Annotated in this window: 23 protein-coding genes; 13 read left to right on the forward strand and 10 right to left on the reverse strand. The window is 54.2% G+C overall.

The genetic code is table 11. The annotated features are described in order from the left end of the window. Window positions 1-4: 4 nt before the first annotated feature. Together GC090_RS09130 and pabB are read right to left on the reverse strand one after the other, a co-directional pair. Window positions 5-568 (reverse strand): CoA pyrophosphatase, encoded by a 564-nt coding sequence (locus GC090_RS09130; protein WP_324021422.1) that lies wholly within the window; start codon window positions 566-568, stop codon window positions 5-7. After that, entirely contained in the window at window positions 569-1,927 is a 1,359-nt protein-coding gene (gene pabB / locus GC090_RS09135; protein WP_324021424.1) for an aminodeoxychorismate synthase component 1, read from the reverse strand. It lies immediately after the preceding gene. 108 nt (window positions 1,928-2,035) lie between these two features. Between pabB and GC090_RS09140 the strand changes: the two genes are divergently transcribed. After that, on the forward strand, window positions 2,036-2,218 hold the full coding sequence (locus GC090_RS09140; protein WP_006119456.1) for a YoaH family protein: 183 nt from the start codon (window positions 2,036-2,038) through the stop codon (window positions 2,216-2,218). 16 nt (window positions 2,219-2,234) lie between these two features. Here the strand turns inward: GC090_RS09140 and GC090_RS09145 are convergent, their stop codons facing one another. Beyond that, a complete protein-coding gene (locus tag GC090_RS09145; protein ID WP_006119454.1) occupies window positions 2,235-2,579 on the reverse strand; it encodes a RidA family protein in 345 nt (114 codons plus the stop codon). A gap of 151 nt (window positions 2,580-2,730) precedes the next feature. Between GC090_RS09145 and GC090_RS09150 the strand changes: the two genes are divergently transcribed. From GC090_RS09150 to rnd, 6 genes are all read left to right on the forward strand, one after another. After that, window positions 2,731-2,898, forward strand: a complete 168-nt coding sequence (locus GC090_RS09150; RefSeq protein WP_006119453.1) for a hypothetical protein — start codon at window positions 2,731-2,733, stop codon at window positions 2,896-2,898. 143 nt (window positions 2,899-3,041) lie between these two features. Beyond that, window positions 3,042-4,952, forward strand: a complete 1,911-nt coding sequence (locus GC090_RS09155) for a DNA repair helicase YoaA (protein WP_110267436.1) — start codon at window positions 3,042-3,044, stop codon at window positions 4,950-4,952. Window positions 4,953-4,996: 44 nt separating this feature from the next. Continuing rightward, window positions 4,997-5,695 (forward strand): tRNA (adenosine(37)-N6)-threonylcarbamoyltransferase complex dimerization subunit type 1 TsaB, encoded by a 699-nt coding sequence (gene tsaB / locus GC090_RS09160; RefSeq protein WP_006119451.1) that lies wholly within the window; start codon window positions 4,997-4,999, stop codon window positions 5,693-5,695. A 60-nt stretch (window positions 5,696-5,755) separates the two neighbouring features. After that, window positions 5,756-6,349: a Slp family lipoprotein gene (locus tag GC090_RS09165; RefSeq protein ID WP_324021426.1), complete on the forward strand. Its 594-nt coding sequence runs from the start codon at window positions 5,756-5,758 to the stop codon at window positions 6,347-6,349. A 206-nt stretch (window positions 6,350-6,555) separates the two neighbouring features. After that, window positions 6,556-8,232 (forward strand): long-chain-fatty-acid--CoA ligase FadD, encoded by a 1,677-nt coding sequence (fadD, locus tag GC090_RS09170; RefSeq protein WP_152999658.1) that lies wholly within the window; start codon window positions 6,556-6,558, stop codon window positions 8,230-8,232. A gap of 99 nt (window positions 8,233-8,331) precedes the next feature. Further along, complete coding sequence (rnd, locus tag GC090_RS09175; protein WP_033741901.1) at window positions 8,332-9,453, forward strand: ribonuclease D; 1,122 nt, start codon at window positions 8,332-8,334, stop codon at window positions 9,451-9,453. 49 nt (window positions 9,454-9,502) lie between these two features. On the opposite strand, the gene minE is transcribed toward rnd, so the two are convergent. Genes minE through minC form a run of 3 tightly spaced genes read right to left on the reverse strand, consistent with a single transcriptional unit; the run spans window position 9,503 to window position 11,320 of the window. Beyond that, window positions 9,503-9,772 carry a cell division topological specificity factor MinE gene (gene minE / locus GC090_RS09180; RefSeq protein ID WP_006119446.1) on the reverse strand — a complete coding sequence of 90 codons (270 nt, stop codon included), beginning with the start codon at window positions 9,770-9,772 and terminating at the stop codon, window positions 9,503-9,505. 3 nt (window positions 9,773-9,775) lie between these two features. Continuing rightward, window positions 9,776-10,588, reverse strand: a complete 813-nt coding sequence (gene minD / locus GC090_RS09185; protein WP_006119445.1) for a septum site-determining protein MinD — start codon at window positions 10,586-10,588, stop codon at window positions 9,776-9,778. Between the two features lie 33 nt (window positions 10,589-10,621). Continuing rightward, window positions 10,622-11,320: a septum site-determining protein MinC gene (gene minC / locus GC090_RS09190; protein ID WP_006119444.1), complete on the reverse strand. Its 699-nt coding sequence runs from the start codon at window positions 11,318-11,320 to the stop codon at window positions 10,622-10,624. Between the two features lie 154 nt (window positions 11,321-11,474). Between minC and GC090_RS09195 the strand changes: the two genes are divergently transcribed. From GC090_RS09195 to GC090_RS09205, 3 genes are all read left to right on the forward strand, one after another. Continuing rightward, entirely contained in the window at window positions 11,475-11,750 is a 276-nt protein-coding gene (locus tag GC090_RS09195; RefSeq protein ID WP_006119443.1) for a YcgL domain-containing protein, read from the forward strand. A 295-nt stretch (window positions 11,751-12,045) separates the two neighbouring features. Continuing rightward, window positions 12,046-12,705, forward strand: coding sequence for a fumarylacetoacetate hydrolase family protein (locus GC090_RS09200; protein ID WP_058701812.1), 660 nt, complete (start codon window positions 12,046-12,048; stop codon window positions 12,703-12,705). 63 nt (window positions 12,706-12,768) lie between these two features. Continuing rightward, window positions 12,769-13,215, forward strand: a complete 447-nt coding sequence (locus GC090_RS09205; protein WP_033741898.1) for a cysteine cluster protein YcgN — start codon at window positions 12,769-12,771, stop codon at window positions 13,213-13,215. Between the two features lie 41 nt (window positions 13,216-13,256). On the opposite strand, the gene dsbB is transcribed toward GC090_RS09205, so the two are convergent. Further along, on the reverse strand, window positions 13,257-13,787 hold the full coding sequence (gene dsbB, locus GC090_RS09210; RefSeq protein WP_039343052.1) for a disulfide bond formation protein DsbB: 531 nt from the start codon (window positions 13,785-13,787) through the stop codon (window positions 13,257-13,259). 365 nt (window positions 13,788-14,152) lie between these two features. On the opposite strand from dsbB, the gene fadR reads away from it, so the two are divergent. Further along, entirely contained in the window at window positions 14,153-14,872 is a 720-nt protein-coding gene (fadR, locus tag GC090_RS09215) for a fatty acid metabolism transcriptional regulator FadR (RefSeq protein ID WP_033741897.1), read from the forward strand. 39 nt (window positions 14,873-14,911) lie between these two features. On the opposite strand, the gene GC090_RS09220 is transcribed toward fadR, so the two are convergent. Next, entirely contained in the window at window positions 14,912-16,447 is a 1,536-nt protein-coding gene (locus GC090_RS09220) for a SpoVR family protein (protein WP_058701813.1), read from the reverse strand. A 501-nt stretch (window positions 16,448-16,948) separates the two neighbouring features. On the opposite strand from GC090_RS09220, the gene GC090_RS09225 reads away from it, so the two are divergent. Together GC090_RS09225 and dadX are read left to right on the forward strand one after the other, a co-directional pair. Then, window positions 16,949-18,250, forward strand: a complete 1,302-nt coding sequence (locus GC090_RS09225; RefSeq protein ID WP_006119433.1) for a D-amino acid dehydrogenase — start codon at window positions 16,949-16,951, stop codon at window positions 18,248-18,250. A 19-nt stretch (window positions 18,251-18,269) separates the two neighbouring features. After that, the gene (gene dadX, locus GC090_RS09230) at window positions 18,270-19,340 is read left to right on the forward strand and encodes a catabolic alanine racemase DadX (RefSeq protein WP_006119432.1); all 1,071 of its coding nucleotides are present in this window, start codon (window positions 18,270-18,272) and stop codon (window positions 19,338-19,340) included. Here dadX and GC090_RS09235 read toward each other — a convergent pair. Beyond that, window positions 19,333-20,526: a multidrug effflux MFS transporter gene (locus GC090_RS09235; protein WP_033741891.1), complete on the reverse strand. Its 1,194-nt coding sequence runs from the start codon at window positions 20,524-20,526 to the stop codon at window positions 19,333-19,335. The two genes, dadX and GC090_RS09235, sit on opposite strands and share 8 nt — an antisense overlap. Before the next feature lie 121 nt (window positions 20,527-20,647). Next, window positions 20,648-22,114: an undecaprenyl-phosphate galactose phosphotransferase WbaP gene (gene wbaP / locus GC090_RS09240; protein WP_033741889.1), complete on the reverse strand. Its 1,467-nt coding sequence runs from the start codon at window positions 22,112-22,114 to the stop codon at window positions 20,648-20,650. Between the last annotated feature and the right edge of the window lie 83 nt (window positions 22,115-22,197).

Here is a 22,197-nt window from a genome sequence, read left to right on the forward strand (position 1 = left end):
TCAACTAAAATGCAATTTGCTGGCTCAGGGCACGAATAATGCCTGCTGTCATTCCCCACACCAGATAGCCCTGATAATGGGAAAGCCACACCGGGTGGCGAATGCCGGCACGATAATAGTCAAGTTCGGCGTAGCGGCTAAGACGAAGCGCTTCGGTCAGGGGCATTTCGAAGGCGCTCTGAACCTCATCAGGATTAAGGCGCAATTCGAGGGTTGCAGGCACAATGCCGACCACCGGTGTGACCTGAAAACCTGTGCTGCTGGTCACCGGAGGCAGGCAGCCGAGCACCTCAACCCGATCGGGTGCGATGCCCACTTCCTCCTGCGCTTCTCGCAGCGCTGTCGCCACCAGTGAGCTGTCGTCGTGATCCTGCATCCCGCCGGGAAAGGCCACCTGACCGGCATGTTTACGTAAGGCGTGCGAACGTTGCGTCAGCAGCAAGCCGGGCTGTTGACGGGCAACGACGGGGATTAACACAGCGGCATGTCGCCCCAACAGCGGCTGGGCGTTATGCAGCGGCTGCTGCAGGATAAAACGGGTGCGAAAATCAGCCAGCGTCAGCGCCATTCAGGCTCCTTTTTCCAGTGCAGGCAGAATGCGACTGACCTTATCCAGCGTTTCCTGATATTCCGAGGCCATATCACTGTCGGCGACCAGGCCGCCGCCCGCAGCGCAGTAAAGATGCTGACGCTCAGCAATCAGCGTACGAATGGTGATGCTGGTATCCATTCTGCCGCAGACACTGAGATAACCAATGCTGCCGCACCAGGCATTGCGGCGGTGAGGCTCCAGTTCATCAATGATCGCCATGGCGCGAATTTTAGGCGCACCGGTAATCGAGCCGCCGGGAAAACAGGCACGCAGCAGATCGCAGGCATGAAGATGATCCGGCAACGTGGCCTGAATAGTGCTGACCAGATGATGGACTGCCGGGAACGGCTCGACCACAAACAGTTCGGGCACGTGCACGGAGCCCGCGACGGCGACCCGACCGATATCGTTGCGCAGCAGGTCGACTATCATCAGGTTTTCTGCGCGGTCCTTCGCCGCCGTGCGCAGACTTTCAGCCTGGGCCGCATCCGCCTCAGGATCGGCCGCACGCGGACGCGTACCCTTGATGGGACGGGTGGTGATAACCTGCTGATCCAGTGCCAGGAAGCGCTCGGGAGACAGGCTCAGAATGGCGCTGTCGGGCAGGCGCAAAAATGCACTGAACGGGGCGCGATTGGCCTGGTTGAGCATACAAAATGCCCGCCATTCATCCCCCTGATAGCTGGCGCTGAAGCGCTGTGCCAGATTGACCTGATAGCAGTCACCGGCCTGAATATAGGCCTGTACCTTATTAAAACGTTCCGCGTAGTCGTCTATGCTGAGGTTTGACTGCCAGTCACTGGTAAGGGAAAACGCCGCCGCGTCACGTTCGGGCCAGTTTTCCAGCCAGGCAAGGCGCGAGACGATATCGTCCAGGGCGACCAGGGTGAGTTTACCGAGGTGATGGTCGGCAATCAGTGCCCAGTTATAGATGCCCACGGCCATGTCTGCCGTAGTCAGATCGTGAAGGGCGGTGTCGGGCAGCGTTTCAAAGCGTCGCCCCAGATCATAGCCAAACAGCCCCAGCGCCCCGCCCTGAAAGGGCAAATCGGGGTGACGCGGTGGCTTAGCGCCCAGCGCGTCACACTCCTGTTGTAATAAGGAGAGCGGATCGTCAGTACGCGTTTCAACGCGATCGCCCTGCTGAATTTCTGTTATGCTGCCACGGGTTGTCAGGGTGGTAAGCGGGTCCGCCGTCAAAATATCAAAACGGTTATCACTGTGACTGGCCTGGCCGGACGAAAGCAGCATCGCCCAGGGTAAATGCGCAATGCGCGAAAAATAGTGGGTGATGGCGTCGGGCGAATAACACAGGTTATGAGTTTGAACGATCATTGAGCACGAAATTTGACATCAGTAAGGCCGTTAGACTGACATATTTTTCCCTGACTGGCACCTGTTTGTTCCCCATGAAATAATGACAGCCCTTAACAGGAGAAAATGATGATGACAGGATTACCCGCACTCTCACACGATCAGCAGCAGCGCGCCGTAGAGCGCATTCAACAGTTAATGGCCGAAGGGATGTCCAGCGGTGAAGCGATTACCGTTGTGGCACAGGAGATACGTGAAAGCCACACAGGTGAAATGATCCGGGCGCGCTTCGAAGAGGACGATGAAGGCTGACGCCCGGGGCTCGGGATCAGCGGGCCGCGATAATTTTTATTTCAACTTTATACTTCGGATTCATCAACCCGGCCTGGACCGTACAGCGAACCGGGGCGTTATCGGGTGAAACCCACGCATCCCAGGCGCGATTCATCGCGGCAAAATCCGCCTTGTCGACCAGAAAAATGGTAGCGTCAAGGATTTTGCTTTTGTCGCTGCCTACGCGCGTCAGCAGGGCATCGATCACCGCTAACGCATTAGCCGTTTGCGCCTCGGCATCAGCGTCGAGGTTTTCGGGCACACTGGTGTAATAAATGGTGTCGTTATGAATAACGGCTTCGGACATACGGTGTTCGGGATCAACGCGCGTAATGCTCATTTTCTTCTCCTGATTTTCTGAACGCCTAGCCTGACATATTCCCGGTACGATTGTCATCCCTTGCAGAAGACGGTCGCCGTCAGTCGCGCAACCGTCAGCGAAAAGTGGTATAAAGCGTCGCTTACTTGTTCAGAACAATCAGGATTAACGCATGGCCAATACGCACTATCTCTTTTGGGTAATGTTCGGGGCACTGACGCTGCTGTTTATTGTGATCGCCACGTTTGTCGGTATGTCGCGTACCGCAAAACACGGTTTTTTTACGCTTGTCGTCCTGATGGCGATACTGGTTGCGGGTGCGCTCTACATCAGCCCGTGACGATAACGGGCGGCCTGGCCCGTCAGACTGACTGAACGCATCCGGTCAGCAGACTTCATGCAGAATGCTGCCGTTTGTGATTTCCTTCGGGGCTGCAATGCTGACATAATATACAGTGTTTTCGGCCGTAATTGAGAGGGTACGTGGCAGACGATTTTGCAATTGATGGCGCGCTGGCAAAAGGCATTGCGGGCTTTAAACCGCGTGAGGCCCAGCGTGAAATGGCGCAGGCGGTCACCGAGGCGGTACAGAATCAGGGTGAACTGGTCGTCGAAGCGGGGACCGGCACCGGTAAAACCTACGCTTATCTTGCCCCGGCGCTGCGGGCGAAGAAAAAGGTGATCGTGTCAACGGGCTCAAAAGCCCTGCAGGATCAGCTCTACGCGCGCGATCTTCCCACCATTGCGAAAGCGCTTACGTTTACCGGTAAAACTGCGCTGCTTAAAGGCCGGTCAAACTATCTGTGCCTGGAGCGTATGGAGCAGCAGTCCGCGACCGGGGCCGATATGAGCGTTCAGGCTCTCACGGATTTTGTCACGCTCCGCAGCTGGGCCTCGCAAACCCCGGATGGCGATATCAGTACCTGTGCCGGCGTCACCGAAGACAGTCCGCTCTGGCCGCTGGTTACCAGCACCAACGACAACTGTCTGGGCAGCGACTGCCCCCTTTATAAAGACTGTTTCGTCGTTAAAGCACGTAAAAAAGCGATGGACGCCGATGTCGTCGTGGTCAACCACCATCTTTTCCTGGCCGATCTGGTGGTAAAAGAGGGCGGATTCGGGGAACTGATCCCTGAAGCGGACGTCATGATTTTTGATGAAGCGCACCAACTGCCGGATATCGCCAGTCAGTATTTTGGTCAGCAGCTGTCGAGTCGTCAGTTAGCCGATCTCGCCAAAGACATCATTATCGCCTACCGCACGGAAGTGCGGGACGTTCAGCAGTTGCAAAAATCCGCTGACCGTCTGGCCCAGTGTGCCCAGGACTTTCGCCTGACGCTGGGAGAACCGGGCTACCGCGGCAACCTGCGCGACCTCCTCAGCGATAACAACATCATGCGCATGTTTACGCTGCTGGATGATGCGCTGGAACTCTGTTACGACGTGATCAAACTTTCGCTTGGACGTTCTGCCCTGCTGGATGCGGCCTTTGAGCGCGCGGCGCTCTATCGCACGCGACTGAAACGGATTCGTGCCATCAGCGAACCGGGCTTTAGCTACTGGTATGAATGTACATCGCGTCACTTTGTGCTGGCGCTGACGCCTTTATCGGTTGCCGAACGTTTCCGCGAGGTCATGGATAACCGTAAAGCGGCCTGGATTTTTACCTCTGCCACCCTGGCTGTAGATGAAAAGATGGATCACTTTGCCGAGCGACTGGGCGTCAGTCAGGCAAAAAACCTGATTCTCAACAGCCCGTTTGACTATGCGCGGCAGGCGCTGCTGTGTGTGCCACGCAATCTGCCTGAGCCCAATCGCCCCGGTGGCGCGCGTCAGCTGGCAAAAATGATGAAGCCGCTGATCGAGGCGAACAAAGGCCGCTGCTTCTTTTTATGTACTTCTCATCTGATGATGCGTGAGCTGGCCGCCGAGTTCCGGGCCTCCATGACATTGCCGGTGCTGGTGCAGGGCGAAACCAGCAAAGGACAGTTGCTCAAAGAGTTTATCGATAAAGGGAATGCTTTGCTGGTGGCGACCAGCAGCTTCTGGGAAGGCGTGGATGTGCGGGGAGATGCGCTGTCGCTGGTCATTATCGATAAGCTGCCGTTTACGTCGCCAGAGGACCCGCTGCTTAAGGCCCGGATGGAAGATTGCCGCATCCGCGGCGGCGATCCCTTCAGCGATGTGCAACTGCCGGATGCCGTGATTACGCTAAAACAGGGCGTGGGCCGGTTGATTCGTGATACGGACGACCGCGGCGTTCTGGTCATCTGCGACCAGCGGCTGGTGTCACGGCCCTACGGCGCACTTTTTCTGAGCAGTCTGCCGCCCACACCACGCACGCGTGATCTTGCGCAAGCTATTGCCTTTATTCATCAGCAACCTGGCGCGTAATTGTGTGCTAAGATGCGCGCCGTTTTGAATCTTCAGAGGTCGATATGTCGGTCCGAATTTTAGCGCTGGATACAGCGACAGAAGCCTGTTCTGCGGCATTGCTTAACGGGCAAGAGAGTGACGCACGTTTTGAAATTGCGCCGCGCGATCACACACAGCGCATTTTGCCGCTGGTCGCCGAGCTGCTGCAGGCTCAGCAACTGGAACTCACCGAACTCGATGTGCTGGCCTTTGGTCGCGGGCCCGGCAGTTTTACGGGCGTGCGTATCGGGATTGGTATTGCCCAGGGGCTGGCACTCGGCGCGGCGTTACCGATGGCGGGTATTTCCACCCTGGCCACGCTGGCGCAGGGCGCCTGGCGTCAGCACGGTGCCTGTCGGGTACTCACCGCGATTGATGCGCGCATGGGTGAAGTGTACTGGGCAGAATATCAGCGCGATGAGGACGGTATCTGGCAAGGTGAAGCAACGGAAAGCGTGCTTACGCCCGAGGCCGCATTGGAGCGCATGCAGGCGCTGAGCGGGGAGTGGTATACCGCCGGTACCGGATGGCAGGCCTGGCCGGTACTGCAGCAGGGCCATGCACTCCAGCTCAAAGACAGCGGCGTTTTGCTGCCAGCGGCTGAGGACATGTTGCCCCTGGCGGCGCGCGCCTTAGCACAGGGGCAAACCGTGTTGCCCGAACAGGCAGAGCCAACCTATCTGCGTAATGAAGTGGCATGGAAAAAACTGCCGGGCCGCTGACAGGCAACGCAACTTATTGTTATCGGGGCACTCTAAACATCAACCTTCAGGAGAATGTCTATGTCAATGTGTCGTAGAGGCGTTGCCGGTGTGATGTTGGTCTGCGCCCTGGTGTTAAGTGGTTGTGTTTCCGTACCGGATACGATTAAAGGTCACTCAGCGTTGCCCCAGCAGGATTTACTGCGGGTGATGAGCAATCCGGCCCTCTATGTCGGCCAGGAGTCGCGCTTTGGCGGTAAAGTGGTCAACGTAATTAACCGCAATGGCAAAACCCGGCTGGAAATTGCGACCCAGCCGCTGGATGAAGGCGCGCGCCCGGTGCTGGGGGCCAGCTCGGTAGGGCGTATCTATGCCGACATTCCCGGTTTTGTTGACCCGACGGATGTCAAAGACCAGTACGTCACTGTTCTCGGCACGATTAAGGGAACGGAGCCCGGTAAAATCGGCGAAGCAAACTACTCGTTTGTGGTCGTTGATGTTCGGGGTTACCAGCGCTGGCATTTGACCCGTCAGATCGTGTCACCGCCAGAGCCTCTCGATCCCTGGATCTGGTATGGCCCCACGCGCCATCGTGGTGGTTACTGGGGTCCGAATCCTTACTGGGGCATGTACAACCCCGGTCCGGCTCAGGTCGAGACCATCCTCACGCAATAGTGTGACATCCGTTTTGAACAGGCCCGGTCGCGGTGCTCGCAACCGGGCTTTTTATTTGCATCATTAACCAACACGAAATTTAGTGATGGGCTTCGCAACCTCAACATGCCAATAAGAGCAAACTGGTACAATCAGTTAAAATATTGTTAACAAATACGATTGTTGAGGCGGCGATGAGTACACAACAAGATTATCGGGGTGAATCCTTGAATAAGGTTTGGCTGAAACGCTACCCGGCAGACGTCCCTGCCGAAATTAATGCTGATCGTTATACGTCTCTGGTCGATTTATTTGAGCAGGCTGTCGTGCGTTACGCCGGACAGCCCGCATTTTACAACATGGGTCAAAAAATGACCTACCGCCAACTGGACGAGAAAAGCCGGGCGTTTGCGGCATATTTGCAACACGAACTCAGGTTACAACCGGGCGCGCGCGTCGCACTCATGATGCCGAACCTGCTGCAATACCCGGTCGCGCTGTTTGGTGTGCTCCGGGCCGGCATGGTCGTGGTTAACGTCAATCCGCTTTATACCCCGCGTGAACTGAAGCATCAGCTAAATGACAGCGGTGCCAGTGCGATCGTCATCGTGTCGAACTTTGCACATACGCTGGAAAAAGTCGTCGCTGAGACGGCGGTCAAACATGTGGTGCTGACCCGGATGGGGGATCAACTGGCACCGGTAAAAGCCACGCTGGTGAATTTTGTGGTGAAGTATGTGAAGCGGCTGGTGCCCAAGTATCATTTGCCGGGGGCGATATCGTTTCGCCATGTGCTGGAAACGGGCGCGTCAATGCCGTATCGACGTCCACAGGTCAGTAATGATGATTTGGCATTCCTGCAATACACGGGCGGGACGACCGGCGTCGCGAAAGGTGCGATGCTGACGCACCGAAACATGCAGGCAAACCTTGAGCAGACCAAGGCGACGTATGGCAAGTTACTCCGCGACGGCAAAGAGTGCGTCGTGACGGCCTTGCCGCTCTACCATATCTTTGCGCTGACCGTGAACGGCTTGCTGTTCGTGGAACTGGGTGGGCAAAACGTATTGATCACCAATCCGCGCGACATTCCCGCTTTTGTGAAAGAAATGGCGAAGTATCCTTTCACGGCGATAACCGGCGTGAACACGCTGTTCAATGCCTTACTCAACGATGATAATTTTAACAAACTTGACTTCTCGACGTTACGTCTGTCCGCGGGCGGGGGGATGGCGGTGCAAAAAGCAGTGGCGGAACGTTGGGAAAAACTGACCGGGCACTATCTGCTGGAAGGCTATGGGCTGACGGAATGTTCCCCACTGGTGTCGGTTAATCCCTACGACATTAACTGCCACACCGGCAGTATTGGTTTGCCGGTTCCCTCAACGGATGTCATTATTCTGGATGAAAACGGTAATGAAGTCCCCACTGGTGAGCCCGGCGAATTATGCATTCGTGGGCCGCAGGTAATGTTGGGTTACTGGCAGCATCCGGAGGCCACGGCAGAGGTCCTGAAAAATGGCTGGCTCCACAGCGGCGATATTGTTACCGTTGATCACGAAGGATTTATCCGCATCGTTGACCGCAAAAAGGATATGATTCTGGTTTCGGGCTTCAACGTCTATCCTAATGAGATAGAAGATGTCCTGATGCAGCATCCGAAAGTGCGTGAAGCGGCAGCCATCGGTGTGCCGAGTGAGTTGTCCGGTGAAGCGGTGAAGGTTTGTGTGGTCAAGAAAGATCAGTCGCTGACCAAAGAAGAGCTGCTGGACCATTGTCGCCGTCAACTGACAGGCTACAAAGTGCCCAGGATTGTTGAGTTTCGTGATGAACTGCCTAAAACGAATGTAGGAAAAATTCTGCGTCGTGAACTGCGCGACGAGGTGAAAACCAGCGCAAGCTGATTCGCCGTCAGGATTCAGGTTGAACGCCGGCACTGTCCGGCGTTTTTATTGCTTTTAACATGGAGCACCGCACGTTGTCAGCTGCGGTGGAAACTGAACGTGAACTATTCTCTGATCGATAACGATGATCACCTGGCCGAGGTGTGTCAAAAAGCACGCCAGCATACGGCTGTCGCCCTGGATACCGAATTTGTCCGTACCCGAACCTACTATCCTCAGCTGGGGTTAATCCAGCTGTTTGATGGCGAGCAGTTAGTCCTGATCGATCCGTTACCTGTCCGTGACTGGTCACCGTTTATTGCGCTCTTAACGGATACCCGCGTGACCAAATTTTTGCACGCCGGGGGGGAAGATCTGGAAGTGTTCCTGCACCGCTTTGGGGTACTGCCACAGCCCATGATCGATACACAGATTCTGGCGGCGTTCAGCGGTCAGCCACTTTCCTGGGGTTTTGCCTCAATGGTGGCGCATTTCACTCAGGTGGAATTAGACAAAAGTGAAGCCCGGACCGACTGGCTGGCCCGTCCGCTGACTGAGCGGCAGTGTCAGTACGCCGCAGCGGATGTGCATTACCTGCTGCCCATTGCGCATCAGCTGATGGCGCAGGTGGAGCAGGTGGGGAACGTGACGGCGGCACTGAGCGAATGTGAAAACCTGTGTCAGCGCCGTTTAGATGTGCTTGATCCCGAGGACGCATGGCGGGACATCACCAACGCCTGGCAACTGCGTCCGCGTCAACTGGCCGCGCTGCAGCGCCTGGCGGCATGGCGGCTTAACGTTGCCCGCGAAAAAGACATGGCGGTCAATTTTGTGGTGCGTGAAGAAAACCTGTGGAAAGTGGCGCGCTTTATGCCGGGCTCGCAAGGGGAGTTAGACCATCTGGGCCTGTCCGGTCACGAGATCCGTTTCCACGGCAGGGCAATGCTGGCGCGGGTTGCTGAAGCCGCCGCGCTGGAGGACAGTGCGTTACCGCCGCCGTTAGCGAATCTGGTGGATCACGTGCATTACAAACGGGCTTTTAAAGCGATTAAAGCACTGGTACAGCAGGTCAGTGAACAGAGCGGATTAAGCCAGGAACTGCTGGCATCACGTCGACAGATTAATCAGGTGTTGAGTCAGCACTGGGGATTAAAGCCACAGAACCGTGAGCCCGAACTGCTGGCAGGCTGGCGCGGTGCGCTTCTGAAACCCGGCATTAGCGAGATACTTGCCGAGATATAAAAAAAATTCCCCTGCTACTGCGCAGGGGAATCTCAGGAAACCAGACGCGTCATTTCGTTACGTCTTCCGTTTCAGGTAAGGTGACGTTCAGTTCCAGAATCGAGATATCATCTCCTTTCTGATCAAGCTGAACCGTCACCATGTCCGGATCAATCTTCACGTACTTGCAAATCACGTCCAGAATGTCGCGCTTGAGTTGCGGAAGATAGTGGGGCTCACTGTCGCCCCTTCTCCGTTCTGCCACAATAATCTGCAGCCGTTCCTTGGCTATGTTGGCAGTGTTCTTCTTCCGGGATAAAAAGAAATCAAGTAATGCCATGGTTTATCCCCCGAACAGGCGTTTCAGGAAACCCTTCTTCTCTTCTTCAATAAAGCGGAAGGGGCGAACTTCACCGAGCAACCGTTCAACGGTATCGGCATAGGCTTTACCCGCATCGGACTCCGCGTCCAGAATCACGGGTTCACCCTGGTTTGAGGCACGCAGCACAGACTGGTCTTCCGGGATGACGCCGACCAGCGGTATGCGCAGAATTTCCAGCACATCTTCCATGCTCAGCATATCGCCACGGTTAACACGACCCGGGTTATAGCGGGTCAGCAGCAGATGCTCTTTAACCGGCTCCTGGCTGGTTTCCGCACGGCGTGATTTGGACGAAATGATACCGAGAATACGGTCAGAGTCGCGAACCGAAGAGACTTCCGGGTTGGTGGTGATGATGGCTTCATCGGCAAAATAGAGCGCCATTAACGCACCGGTTTCAATGCCCGCAGGGGAGTCACAAACAATAAAATCGAACTCCATCTCCGCAAGATCATTCAGGACTTTCTCGACGCCTTCGCGGGTCAGCGCGTCTTTGTCACGGGTTTGTGAGGCAGGCAAAATATACAGCTGCTCAGTGCGCTTGTCGCGAATCAGGGCCTGATTCAGCGTGGCATCACCCTGAATAACATTCACGAAATCATAAACAACCCGGCGCTCGCAGCCCATGATCAAATCAAGGTTACGCAGGCCGATATCAAAGTCGATGACAACCGTTTTCTTGCCTTTCTGCGCTAAACCGGTGGCGATGGCCGCGCTTGACGTGGTCTTACCAACGCCCCCTTTACCGGATGTAACTACAATAATGCGTGCCATAAATATTGATTTCCTTAACGAAAGAAAAGGGGCCTAATTAAGTGTCTGGATAGTCAGCGCGCCATCCTGAAGGCAAAGCCGCGCTGCTTTAGCAAAATATTCTTCGGGGATCTGATCCATAATCCAGTACTCCCCGGCGATAGAAACCAACTCTGCGGACAGGTTGGTACAAAAAATCTGGCATTCTCTGTCGCCGCTGGCGCCTGCCAGCGCCCGACCACGCATCATGCCGTAAATATGGATATTGCCGTCAGCGACCAGTTCTGCACCGGCACTGACGCTACTGGTCACAATCAAATCCGCATTACGGGCATAGATTTGCTGGCCTGAACGGACCGGTGTATTGACGATGCGTGTCTTCGCGGCCAGAGGTTCCGCAGCAACCAGTTTGAGTTCAGGTTTTGGCTCCTCACGTTTCTGGCTCTCTTTCCCCTCTGCCAGCACCGGCAGACCGGCACGGGCGATCAGCTTTTTCAACGCCTCGTCTTTGCAGCCACTGACACCGACAATACGCAGTCCCGTAGCGCTTACCGCCTGCAGCATCTGTTTCCAGTTTACGGCGGCATTGAGTGCCGCAACATTCAGCACCACTGGTGCGTTTTTCAGGAAATCGGGTGCCTGGTCAATTTTGTCCTGAAGCGCTTTGCGGATCACCTCTGGCTCATGGTGATGCAAATGAACAACAGACAAGGTAAAACTGCTTCCCTTAAATTCGATTGGCGATTGCGGCATCTGTCCCGACTCAGTCCTGTTTTACTACCCTGTGCTAAGCGATGATAAAAGCATCGTTAAAGCGCGATCGGCGAATATTCGAAGTACTGCAAGCATGTTATAGTTAGCGCTATATTCAAACAAGCCTCAGCGCGGGTTAATTCGAGTAAAAAATATGTTTTGTGTGATCTACAGAAGTCCCGTCCGTGACCAGACTTATCTTTATGTTGAAAAAAAAGACGATTTTTCGCGCGTGCCTGACGCGCTGTTGAAAGGCTTTGGTAAACCGCAGTTGGCCATGGTGATTAACCTTGCCCAACGCGACAAGCTGGCCAACGCCGACATCAATAAAGTTAAGCAGGGGTTAAGCGAGCAGGGATATTATTTGCAAATTCCTCCGCCGATTGAAAGTTTGTTAAAAACCCATCTTGAGGCGGACAAAAAAGATTAACTCGGATTGTTCCGTTAATATTATTGATGTGCGGCAGTGAACGGCAAATTTATATTTTGCACCCGCGCTGAATATTAATTGTGCAGCGCCGCTGTTTTTCCCTTCCCGGTAACCTGCCGCACCGCGTTTTCCTGTACTGACGCACAAATAGCCTGGCGGGCAGGTTGACAATTCCTGCGCATCTGTCAGGTTAAATCATCGCAATGGCTACGCAGGGGAGCGCTGTGCGGTGCTGCCCTGTATGCTTTTAACCGTCGGAGACTGACCGTCCGGCATCATGAAACAGGGGATTAGCATGTATCAGCATCGTAACTGGCAAGGCGCTTTGTTAGATTATCCCGTCAGCAAAGTGGTTTGCGTGGGCAGCAACTATGCGAAACACATTAAAGAAATGGGCAGTGCGACGCCGACCGAACCGGTTATCTTTATTAAACCGGCTTCGGCCTTGTGCGATCTGCGGCAGCCTTTATCCATTCCTGATGCCTTTGGTGAAGTGCATCATGAAGTCGAGCTGGCGGTGTTGATCGGCACCACGCTAAAACAGGCCAGCGAAGCGCACGTGGCGAAAGCCATTGCCGGTTATGGTGTGGCGCTGGATTTGACGCTGCGCGATCTGCAGGCGGGCTTAAAAAAAGCCGGACAACCCTGGGAAAAAGCAAAAGCGTTTGATAACGCCTGTCCGCTGTCAGGTTTCATACCGGTCGCGGAGTTTGCGGGCGATCCCCAGAATACCGATCTGAAGCTGGTGGTAAACGGGGAAGTCCGTCAGGATGGCAATACGTCAGATATGATTCACAAAATCCTGCCGCTGATTGCCCATATGAGTCAGTATTTTACGCTACATGCTGGCGACGTCATTTTGACCGGTACGCCAGAAGGGGTGGGCCCAATGCGGTCAGGCGACACGCTGGAAGTCTCCTTTGCCGGTCACGGAATCAGTACGCGCGTGTTGTAAAACTTGCATCAGCGTGCTGATCGCTTTATAAGGTGCGGTTTACGCTAAATCTGGACAATCATCATGACTGAAACCCCTTTCTGGCAACACAAACGCCTGGCACAAATGAGCGATGAGGAATGGGAATCCTTGTGTGATGGTTGTGGTCAGTGTTGTCTGAACAAACTTCAGGACGCGGACACGGATGAAATTTATTTCACCAATGTCGCCTGTAATCAGCTCAACATCAAAACCTGCCAGTGCCGTAACTATGCGCGTCGCTTTGAATATGAAGAAGACTGTATCAAGCTGACGCGCGAAAATCTGACCACCTTTGACTGGTTACCGCGCACCTGTGCCTACCGTTTACTGGGCGAGGGGAAGCCGCTGCCTGCCTGGCATCCGCTGCTGACGGGCTCAAAAAATGCGATGCATGCGCAGCGAATTTCTGTACGTTACATTGCAGTGCGGGAAAGTGAAGTGCGCGACTGGGAAGATCATATTATCGATCGCCCTGACCGGAATGGCTAAGTCCTGACGATAAAGGCTGCCCCTGGCAGCCTTTTAACGGATTAACGACCGAATAAGTCGCGGCGTTTAGGTTTAAACGGCTGAGCAAGCAACACCAGCACACCCACCAGCAGATAAGCCGCGAAGATGCCGATCATCCACTGTGGCATGGCGAGTGATAAGAAGCGCCAGGCCTGTTCCGAACAATCGCCGCTGGCGACAAATACCGATGGCAACCATTTATCCAGCGGCAACCAGGCGGGGAAGCGGGCGGCAAAGTCACAGGTTACAAAGGGATTCGGATGCAGCAGGATCATGGTGTGTTCGTAAGAAAGTCTCAGGCCTTCCCATGCGCTGTATATCCATAACACAATTGCCACCAGTCGAACCGGCGAACGTGGCATCAGGAAGCCAAGGATGCCTGCGCCCATCACGCCAAAAAGCGCGCAACGCACGTAAATACACATGACGCAGGGTTTATAGCCCAGACCATGCTGAAACCATAATGCTGTCAGTTCCAACGCCAGAGCGGAAAGGGCCAATAATAACCAGGCACCGCGACCACGCGAACATTGGTTTAAATATCGCAACATAGTGCATTCCCTGTAAACGTTAATGCCCCGCAGTGTAAACCAAAAGACGCGGCGCGCCATCCTGTGGTAAGAAAAAATCGTGTGCAAACCTAACCTGGCCCTGATCCAGATTAATTCTTTGTTTGTTTGCGAATGCGGCTGACACCTTCTGCCTCATTCGGCGGATTATTCATCAACGCGCTGCTGCCCGAGGCGGTTTTCAGGGCTTAACCTAAGGCATCCTCGCACGTATGGCGCAGCACGGTAATCTGTCTTATTTTTGTGCTGAACCGCATTTTTAATCGTTGACAAGGCTATATCCGCTATAGGCGCTCTGGTATGATGAGTGCCCATTACGATCCAGAAAGCAATGAGAACACACAGTTATGGTTATTAAGGCGCAGAGTCCAGCCGGATTTGCTGAAGAGTATATTATTGAAAGCATCTGGAACAGCCGTTTTCCACCCGGATCGATCCTTCCTGCCGAACGTGAGCTTTCTGAACTGATTGGCGTAACGCGTACAACGTTACGTGAAGTGTTACAACGCCTGGCGCGAGACGGCTGGTTAACCATTCAGCATGGCAAGCCCACGCGCGTTAACGATTTCTGGGAAACGTCGGGTCTGAACATTCTGGAAACCCTGGCGCGTCTGGACCACGATAGTGTACCGGCTTTGATCGATAACCTGTTGTCGGTGCGCACCAATATTTCTTCTATTTTTATCAGCCGCGCGCTGCGCCACTATCCTGAGAAGGCGCGTGAGGTGCTGCAGGCCGTCGCGCAAACCGACGATCAGGTGGACAGTTACACGGAACTCGATTATCGGGTGTTTCGCGGCCTGGCGTTCGCCTCGGGCAATCCGATTTATGGCCTGATCCTGAATGGGTTGAAAGGACTGTATACGCGCGTTGGGCGGCACTATTTCTCCAATCCGGAAGCCCGTAAAGTCGCCCGCGAGTTTTATCTGACACTGCTCGACCTGTGTGACAAACAGCCCACTCAGGATGAAATCGTGGAGTGTGTCCGGCATTACGGACGCCAGAGTGGAGATATCTGGCATTCGATGCAAAAGAGTATGCCGAACGACTTAGGCGCTAAGCGCTAAAAAAAACCGGACTGCGCGTCCGGTTTTTTTATGCCTGTTTTAGAGGGGAACATTGCGCGGCGGATTGCGATCCAGCAGTTCGACGCTGCCATCTTCATTCTGCTGTTCCAGAATCACATCAAAGCCCCACAGGCGGTGCACGTGCTTAAGCACCTCCCGACGGCTCTTATCGAGTGGTGCACGGCTTTGTGGCACGTAGCGCAGCGTCAGGGAACGATCACCCCGTAAGTCCACATTGTAAACCTGAATATTGGGCTCCAGATTACTCAGGTTGTACTGTGCCGAAAGCTGCTGCCGAATGGCCCGATAGCCGGACTCGTCGTGGATCGCGGCGATTTCCAGATAATTGTTGCGGTCGTCGTCCAGCACAGTGAACAGCCGGAAGTCACGCATGACCTTAGGCGACAGGAACTGACTGATAAAGCTTTCATCTTTAAATTCACGCATCGCGAAATGCAGGGTTTTCAGCCAGTCAGAACCGGCAATATCCGGGAACCAGTAGCGATCCTCTTCCGTCGGCGACTGACAAATACGTTTAATATCCTGGAACATGGCAAAGCCCAGTGCATACGGATTGATACCGCTGTACCACTGGCTGTTATAGGGCGGTTGATAGATTACGTTGGTATGGCTGTGCAGGAACTCCATCATAAAGCGTTCTGACACTTTGCCTTCATCATAGAGGTGATTCAGGATGGTGTAATGCCAGAAGGTCGCCCAGCCTTCATTCATCACCTGAGTTTGTTTCTGCGGGTAAAAATACTGGCTCACCTTACGCACAATGCGCAGAATTTCACGCTGCCACGGCTCCAGCAGCGGCGCGTTCTTTTCCATAAAGTAGAGCAGGTTTTCCTGCGGTTCAGAAGGGTAGCGCGCCGCTTCAAAATGCGTGGCTTCTTTTTCACGCCGCGGTAAGGTGCGCCATAAGGTATTGACCTGGCTTTGCAGATACTCTTCGCGGCTTTTTTGCCTGGCCTTCTCTTCCTGCAGGGAAATTTTTTGCGGGCGCTTATAGCGGTCCACACCGTAATTCATCAGGGCGTGACATGAATCGAGCAGGCGCTCCACTTCTTCAACGCCATAGCGTTCTTCGCAGTCGGCAATGTAATTTCTGGCAAATAACAGGTAATCCACAATGGAACTGGCATCGGTCCAGCTGCGGAAGAGGTAGTTATTTTTAAAAAAGGAATTATGCCCATAGCAGGCGTGCGCCATAACCAGCGCCTGCATGGTCATGGTGTTCTCTTCCATCAGATAGGCGATGCAGGGGTTAGAGTTAATCACGATCTCATAAGCCAGACCCTGCTGCCCATGCTTGTAACGTTGCTCAGTCTCAATAAATTTTTTGCCAAACGACCAGTGCGAATAGTTGATGGGCATACCGACGCTGGAGTAGGCGTCCATCATCTGCTCGGAGGTAATCACTTCAATTTGGTGCGGGTAGGTATCCAGACCGTAGTGTTTCGCTACGCGGTCGATTTCAGCGAGATAGACATCCAGTAACTCGAATGTCCAGTCGGGCCCGTCGCTGAGTCGTTTGCTGTCCATGATGGAATCGTCAAAGATTGTTGTCATAGCGCACCTCTGTTTTGGCGAACGGACTCACCCTGACGCGTTGCCCGTTACGATTTATTTAAGGCTCTTCCTGAGAAAGGAACCCAAAAAAACTGAGTGAACAGATCAATGATAGTTCACTGTCGCTTATCCGATCCGGGAACTCAAACGAATTCTTTGGCAGAAAAATCATTTCAGGTTTACCGCGCTGGGATTAAATAGCTCTACACACTGAATAGCTGTTACTTTTCAGCATTAAATGCTGGTTTTTTGCAGGAGGGAGATTATGAAGGATTCTCCTGTGAAAGGCATAATTAACCAGAACTGGTGTCATTTATGCCTGATTTTTTAATAAAGGACGCATAATTCTCTGAATTTGAGGGCGTGAAATGATTTTAGTTACCTGTAGGCGCAAAAAGAGGTGAAATGGATGGATTGTGTAAAGGATGTTTCCACTTTGTGATCACTCTGAATGTTAACCGGTGAATAGTGGATTATGCTTTTTATTTTCGCGGGGGACTTATGCACGTAGTTATTCTTGGTAGTGGGGTTGTGGGCGTAACCAGCGCGTGGTATCTGGCGCGCGCCGGCCATCAGGTCACCGTGATCGATCGTCAGCCTCAACCCGCCATGGAAACCAGCGCGGCAAATGCCGGGCAGATCTCGCCAGGCTATGCGGCGCCCTGGGCTGCACCCGGTGTGCCGCTTAAGGCGATGAAATGGATGTTTCAGCGTCATGCGCCTCTGGCCATCCGGCTGGATGGCAGCCGCTTTCAGCTTGAGTGGATGTGGCATATGCTGCGTAACTGTGACATGCAGCACTACCAGCAGAATAAAAGTCGCATGGTCCGGCTTGCTGAATACAGCCGCGATTGCCTGAAGGCCCTCCGCGCCGAAACGGGCATTGCCTATGAAGGCCGACAGGGCGGCACGCTCCAGTTATTCCGTACGCAACAGCAATTCGAGAGCGCAAGCAAAGACATTGCCGTTCTGCGCGAGGCCGGCGTGCCCTATGAATTACTGGAGTCGCATCAGCTGGCCAGCGTTGAGCCTGCCCTTGCGGCGACGCAGCATAAACTTACCGGCGGTCTGCGGTTACCAAATGATGAAACCGGCGACTGCCAGCTTTTTACCCAGCGTCTGGCCAAAATGGCTGAGGAAGCCGGTGTGGTCTTCCGCTTCAATACACCCATCGATCAGTTGCTGCGCGACGGTAACCGGATTTACGGTGTGAAGTGCGGCGATGAGGTGATTAAAGCCGACAGCTACGTCGTTGCGCTGGGCTCCTGGTCCACCGCGTTGATGAAAAATATTGTGGATATCCCGGTCTACCCTCTGAAAGGCTATTCCTTAACGATTCCGGTGACGAATGCCGATGCGGCACCCGTCTCCACCATCCTGGACGAAACCTACAAAGTGGCCGTCACACGTTTTGATAACCGTATTCGAGTCGGCGGTATGGCAGAAATTGTGGGTTTTAACACCAAACTGCCTGAAGCGCGTCGCGAAACGCTGGAGATGGTGGTTACAGATCTTTATCCTGAAGGGGGTGATGTCAGCCAGGCCAGTTTCTGGACAGGCCTGCGTCCTATGACGCCAGACGGTACGCCGGTTGTCGGGGCGACGCCGCTGTCCAATCTTTATCTGAATACCGGACACGGCACACTGGGCTGGACGATGGCCTGTGGCTCCGGTCAGTTACTGGCTGATGTCATTTCCGGCACGTCGCCAGCGATTGCATCGGACGATCTCACGGTCTTCCGTTATTTGCCTGGTTTTGCGGCCAGCCGATCACCGCTTCGTAACGTTAACGCTACACGTTAAGCCTTCAGGGAGAGGAAGTATGTCACGTCCAATTGTCGCAACCATCAATCAACAGGCGTTGCGACATAACCTGGCCATTGTGCGTCGTGCGGCCCCCGCATCACGTGTCTGGTCTGTGGTGAAAGCCAATGCCTACGGCCATGGCATTGCCCGCGTGTGGGAAAGTCTGTCCAGCACCGATGGCTTCGCGTTACTGAATATGGAAGAAGCCATTCTGCTGCGGGAGCAGGGGTGGAAGAAACCCATCCTGCTGCTTGAAGGCTTTTTTCACCCTGACGATCTGACCTTAATCGATCGTTACCGTCTGACGACCAGCGTGCACAGCAACTGGCAGATTCATGCCCTGGCCAATGCGACGCTCTCGGCGCCTGTCGATATTTACCTGAAGATAAACAGCGGTATGAACCGACTGGGCTTTCGCCCTGAACAGGTAAATGGCATCTGGCATAAACTGCGTGCGCTGGAAAACGTCGGGGATATTACGTTGATGGCGCATTTCGCTGATGCCGAGAATCCCGACGGCATTGTAGCGCCGCTACAGCGAATCGCCGACGCCACCGAAGGGCTGGACAGCCCGGTCTCGCTGTCCAATTCGGCCTGTACGTTGTGGCATCCTGAGGCGCACCGGGACTGGGTGCGACCGGGGATCATTTTGTATGGTGCGTCACCCAGCGGTGACTGGCAGGACGTGGCCAGCAGTGGACTTCAGCCGGTGATGACCCTGTCCAGTGAAATCATTGGTGTGCAGCAACTTCAGGCCGGAGATGGCGTGGGTTATGGCTATCGCTACCGGGCATCCCAGCCGCAGCGAATAGGTGTTGTCGCCTGTGGCTATGCCGATGGTTATCCTCGCCATGCGCCCAACGGGACGCCGGTTTTTGTTGATGGCGTGCTGACGCAGGTCGTGGGTGCGGTGTCGATGGATATGATTACCGTTGATTTAACACCCTGCCCACAGGCGGGCATTGGTTCACCTGTCGAGCTGTGGGGAAACAATGTCAAAATCGATCAGGTAGCAAAAGCGGCCGGAACGGTAGGTTATGAGCTGATGTGTGCCCTGGCCCCACGCGTTCCGGTGAACGTTATTTAATCGCTGTAATCCGGCTGTGCATATTTTTACTGCAGCGCCAGGCGAGGAACGCCAGCGCTGCACCCAGCAGCATCATCAACGCCAGCGACATTTTCTCTGCCAGTGGCAGGGCGACAATAAGCAAACTCCCCGCTGCACCGCCTGCCATCTGAATAAAACCCTGTAACGCCGATGCGACACCAGCCTGCTGTTGGTAAGGTTCCAGCGCATAGCTGGTGGCCGGGCCGACGGTGAAGGCCAGTCCGGCCACGGCCACGGCGACAGGGAACATATACAGCGCCCAGTGTGACTGCAGGCTGTCAGGCAGCAGTGTCATACCGGCCAACAGCAGGCCAGCACCCAGTAGCATGGTCAGGCAACCCATCGCCAGGCAAAATGGCCTGCCCGCCTTACGAATCGCCTTGTTTACCACCACGCTCACCAGCATGATCCAAAAGCCATTCGCGCCAAAGGCAAAAGAGAATGCCAGAGGCGACAGGCCGCCCTCGGTCATCAGAATGTGGGGTGCCAGTGAAACATACGTCAGCACCATGCCCAGTGCGCCCGCATTCGCGAAGGCAAAGGCCAGAAAGCGCGGCTGACGTAAAATGGCGGCATACTGATTAACGGGAAGCCCTTTTACACGCAGCGTATCGGCCGGACGGGTTTCCGGCAGCCAGATAATGACCATCAGCATCACGACGGCGGCATAAGTACACAGGAACCAGAAGGGCGCGCGCCAGTCAAAGGCGCTAGCTAGCAGTCCACCCAGCAACGGTGCCAGTGCGGGCACGATATTCAGTGCGCCATTCAGAAAGCCATAAGCCCGGGCGGCATCATCACCACTTAACCGGTCGCGTACGCCGCTGAACGCAACGACGGCACTACAACATACCGCACAGCCCTGTACGACGCGGGCCAGCAGGAACAGCGGGAAGGAGGTGGCGGTGGCCGCAATGGCGCTGCCCGCTATGTAGAGCGTCAGGCCCAGCAGCGCAATAGGTTTACGCCCATAGTTATCGACCAGCGGGCCGCTCACCAGCTGACCCAGTCCCATTATCAGCAGGAAAAGGGGGATCGTTGTTTGTATCAGCGTCACCGGTGTTGACAGACCTTCTGCGATCTGCGGCAGCGTGGGTAAATAGAGATCGATGCCTAAAGGCGCCAGGAGCACCAGGCTTAACAGCAACAGGGTATATTTTTGCATAGCAACCAGAGGGTAAACGTACAATAAAGCGAGGGAAGAGGGTAATGATTAATAAAGCAAAAGGAAAGCGAATTACCAGCGAAATGGCGATGCCTGTCTGAAACAGGCATCGCAGGCTAAATCAGTACGCGCCGTCGCGGCGTAATACCACACCGGCTGTTTTAAACAGGATGGCAATATCCGTCCACAGCGCCCAGTTTTTGACATACCAGGAATCAAAGTAGACACGGGTATCGTAGTCAATGTCGTTACGTCCGCTCACCTGCCACAGGCCGGTCATCCCGGGCTTCGCCATCAGATAGTAATCCACGTCGCCGGCATAACGTTCCAGTTCCGCTTCGATAACCGGACGTGGGCCGACCAGGCTCATTTCACCCCGAATCACGTTCCAGAGCTGAGGTAACTCATCCAGGCTGGTTTTGCGCAGGAAGCCCCCGATGCGGGTAATGCGCGGATCATTTTTCAGCTTGAAGTCTTTGTCCCATTCGCGACGCGCTTCTTCGCTGGTCGCCAGCAGGTTTTCCAGCACCTCTTTGGAATTGGTGACCATCGAACGGAACTTCAGACATTTAAATTTCTTGCCATCCTGACCCACGCGCTCGTGACCATAAATGGCATTACCGCCATCACGCTTCACCATATAGCAAAGTAAGGCAAAAACCGGTGCCAGGAAGAGCAGCAGCAGCGAAGCTACCACAATATCAAATCCCCGTTTCAGGAAGCGTGACGAATGCTTCGCCAGGTTATTGCTGACGCGCAGAATCATCACTTCATGGCTGAAGATAAAGGACATGTCTGTGCCGTAAAGCGGTACACCGCGTAATGTTGGGATAACCGACACGGAACGGCAGTTCATTTTAGACAAGAATTTCAGCCAGCGGTCGCGCTCAGGCTGCTGTTCGTATTCCATTGCCACAATGAACTGCACATTGTCACGGTCGATGGTCTGCCAGTTAATATCGTTGGCGGAGATAACAGGCACACCATTAACACTCTGCTGCAGCGGTGCGTCTTCAACGGAAATAAACGCCTGAACGTTATACCCGAGAATCTCCTCGCTTTGTAATGCGGCGTAAGCTTCGGTAGCGTTACGGCCCGAGCCAATGATGATGGTTTCTTTTTGCCATTGTCCGGCCCGGTTAATCGCGCTTTTCACGCCTGCACGCATTAACGGCAGCAACAGCAGGGCATAGCTCCAGCTGAACACCCAGACCATGCGGGAGAAGTCCCATTTGGAGAAGGCGATTAACGCCAGATCCAGCAGAGAGAACACGACGAGGGTTTTAACAATCTCTTTCAGTTCAAACCAAAAAGGTTTGCGGTAGGTATAGTGACGCAGGCGCATCCAGAACCAACCGGTGCAAAGCACCGACATAATAAACTGCGCAATAAAACGGTTCTCAATTTGATGGGGTGGAATAAAGGCATCAAGGTCGCCCCAAATTCCCTGCACGGTCGCGGCAGAGAGAAACAGCGCTAAATTCAGCGCAATGAGATCTGAAAAACTTAACGCAAGCTTTACAAGAATATTTTTACGAAGACCGCTCCACGAGCGAGTCGCATTGTTCATTACAATTGTACTTGCCATAAAACCTGCTCTCTTTAATGAAGTAAAAGATGGCCTGACCAGAATCAAGTACGCGTTCAGGGGTTAACGACTGAAAACCCGAA

This window comes from Pantoea sp. JZ29, assembly GCF_035190385.1.
In the GTDB taxonomy this organism is placed as follows: Bacteria; Pseudomonadota; Gammaproteobacteria; order Enterobacterales; family Enterobacteriaceae; genus Pantoea; species Pantoea stewartii.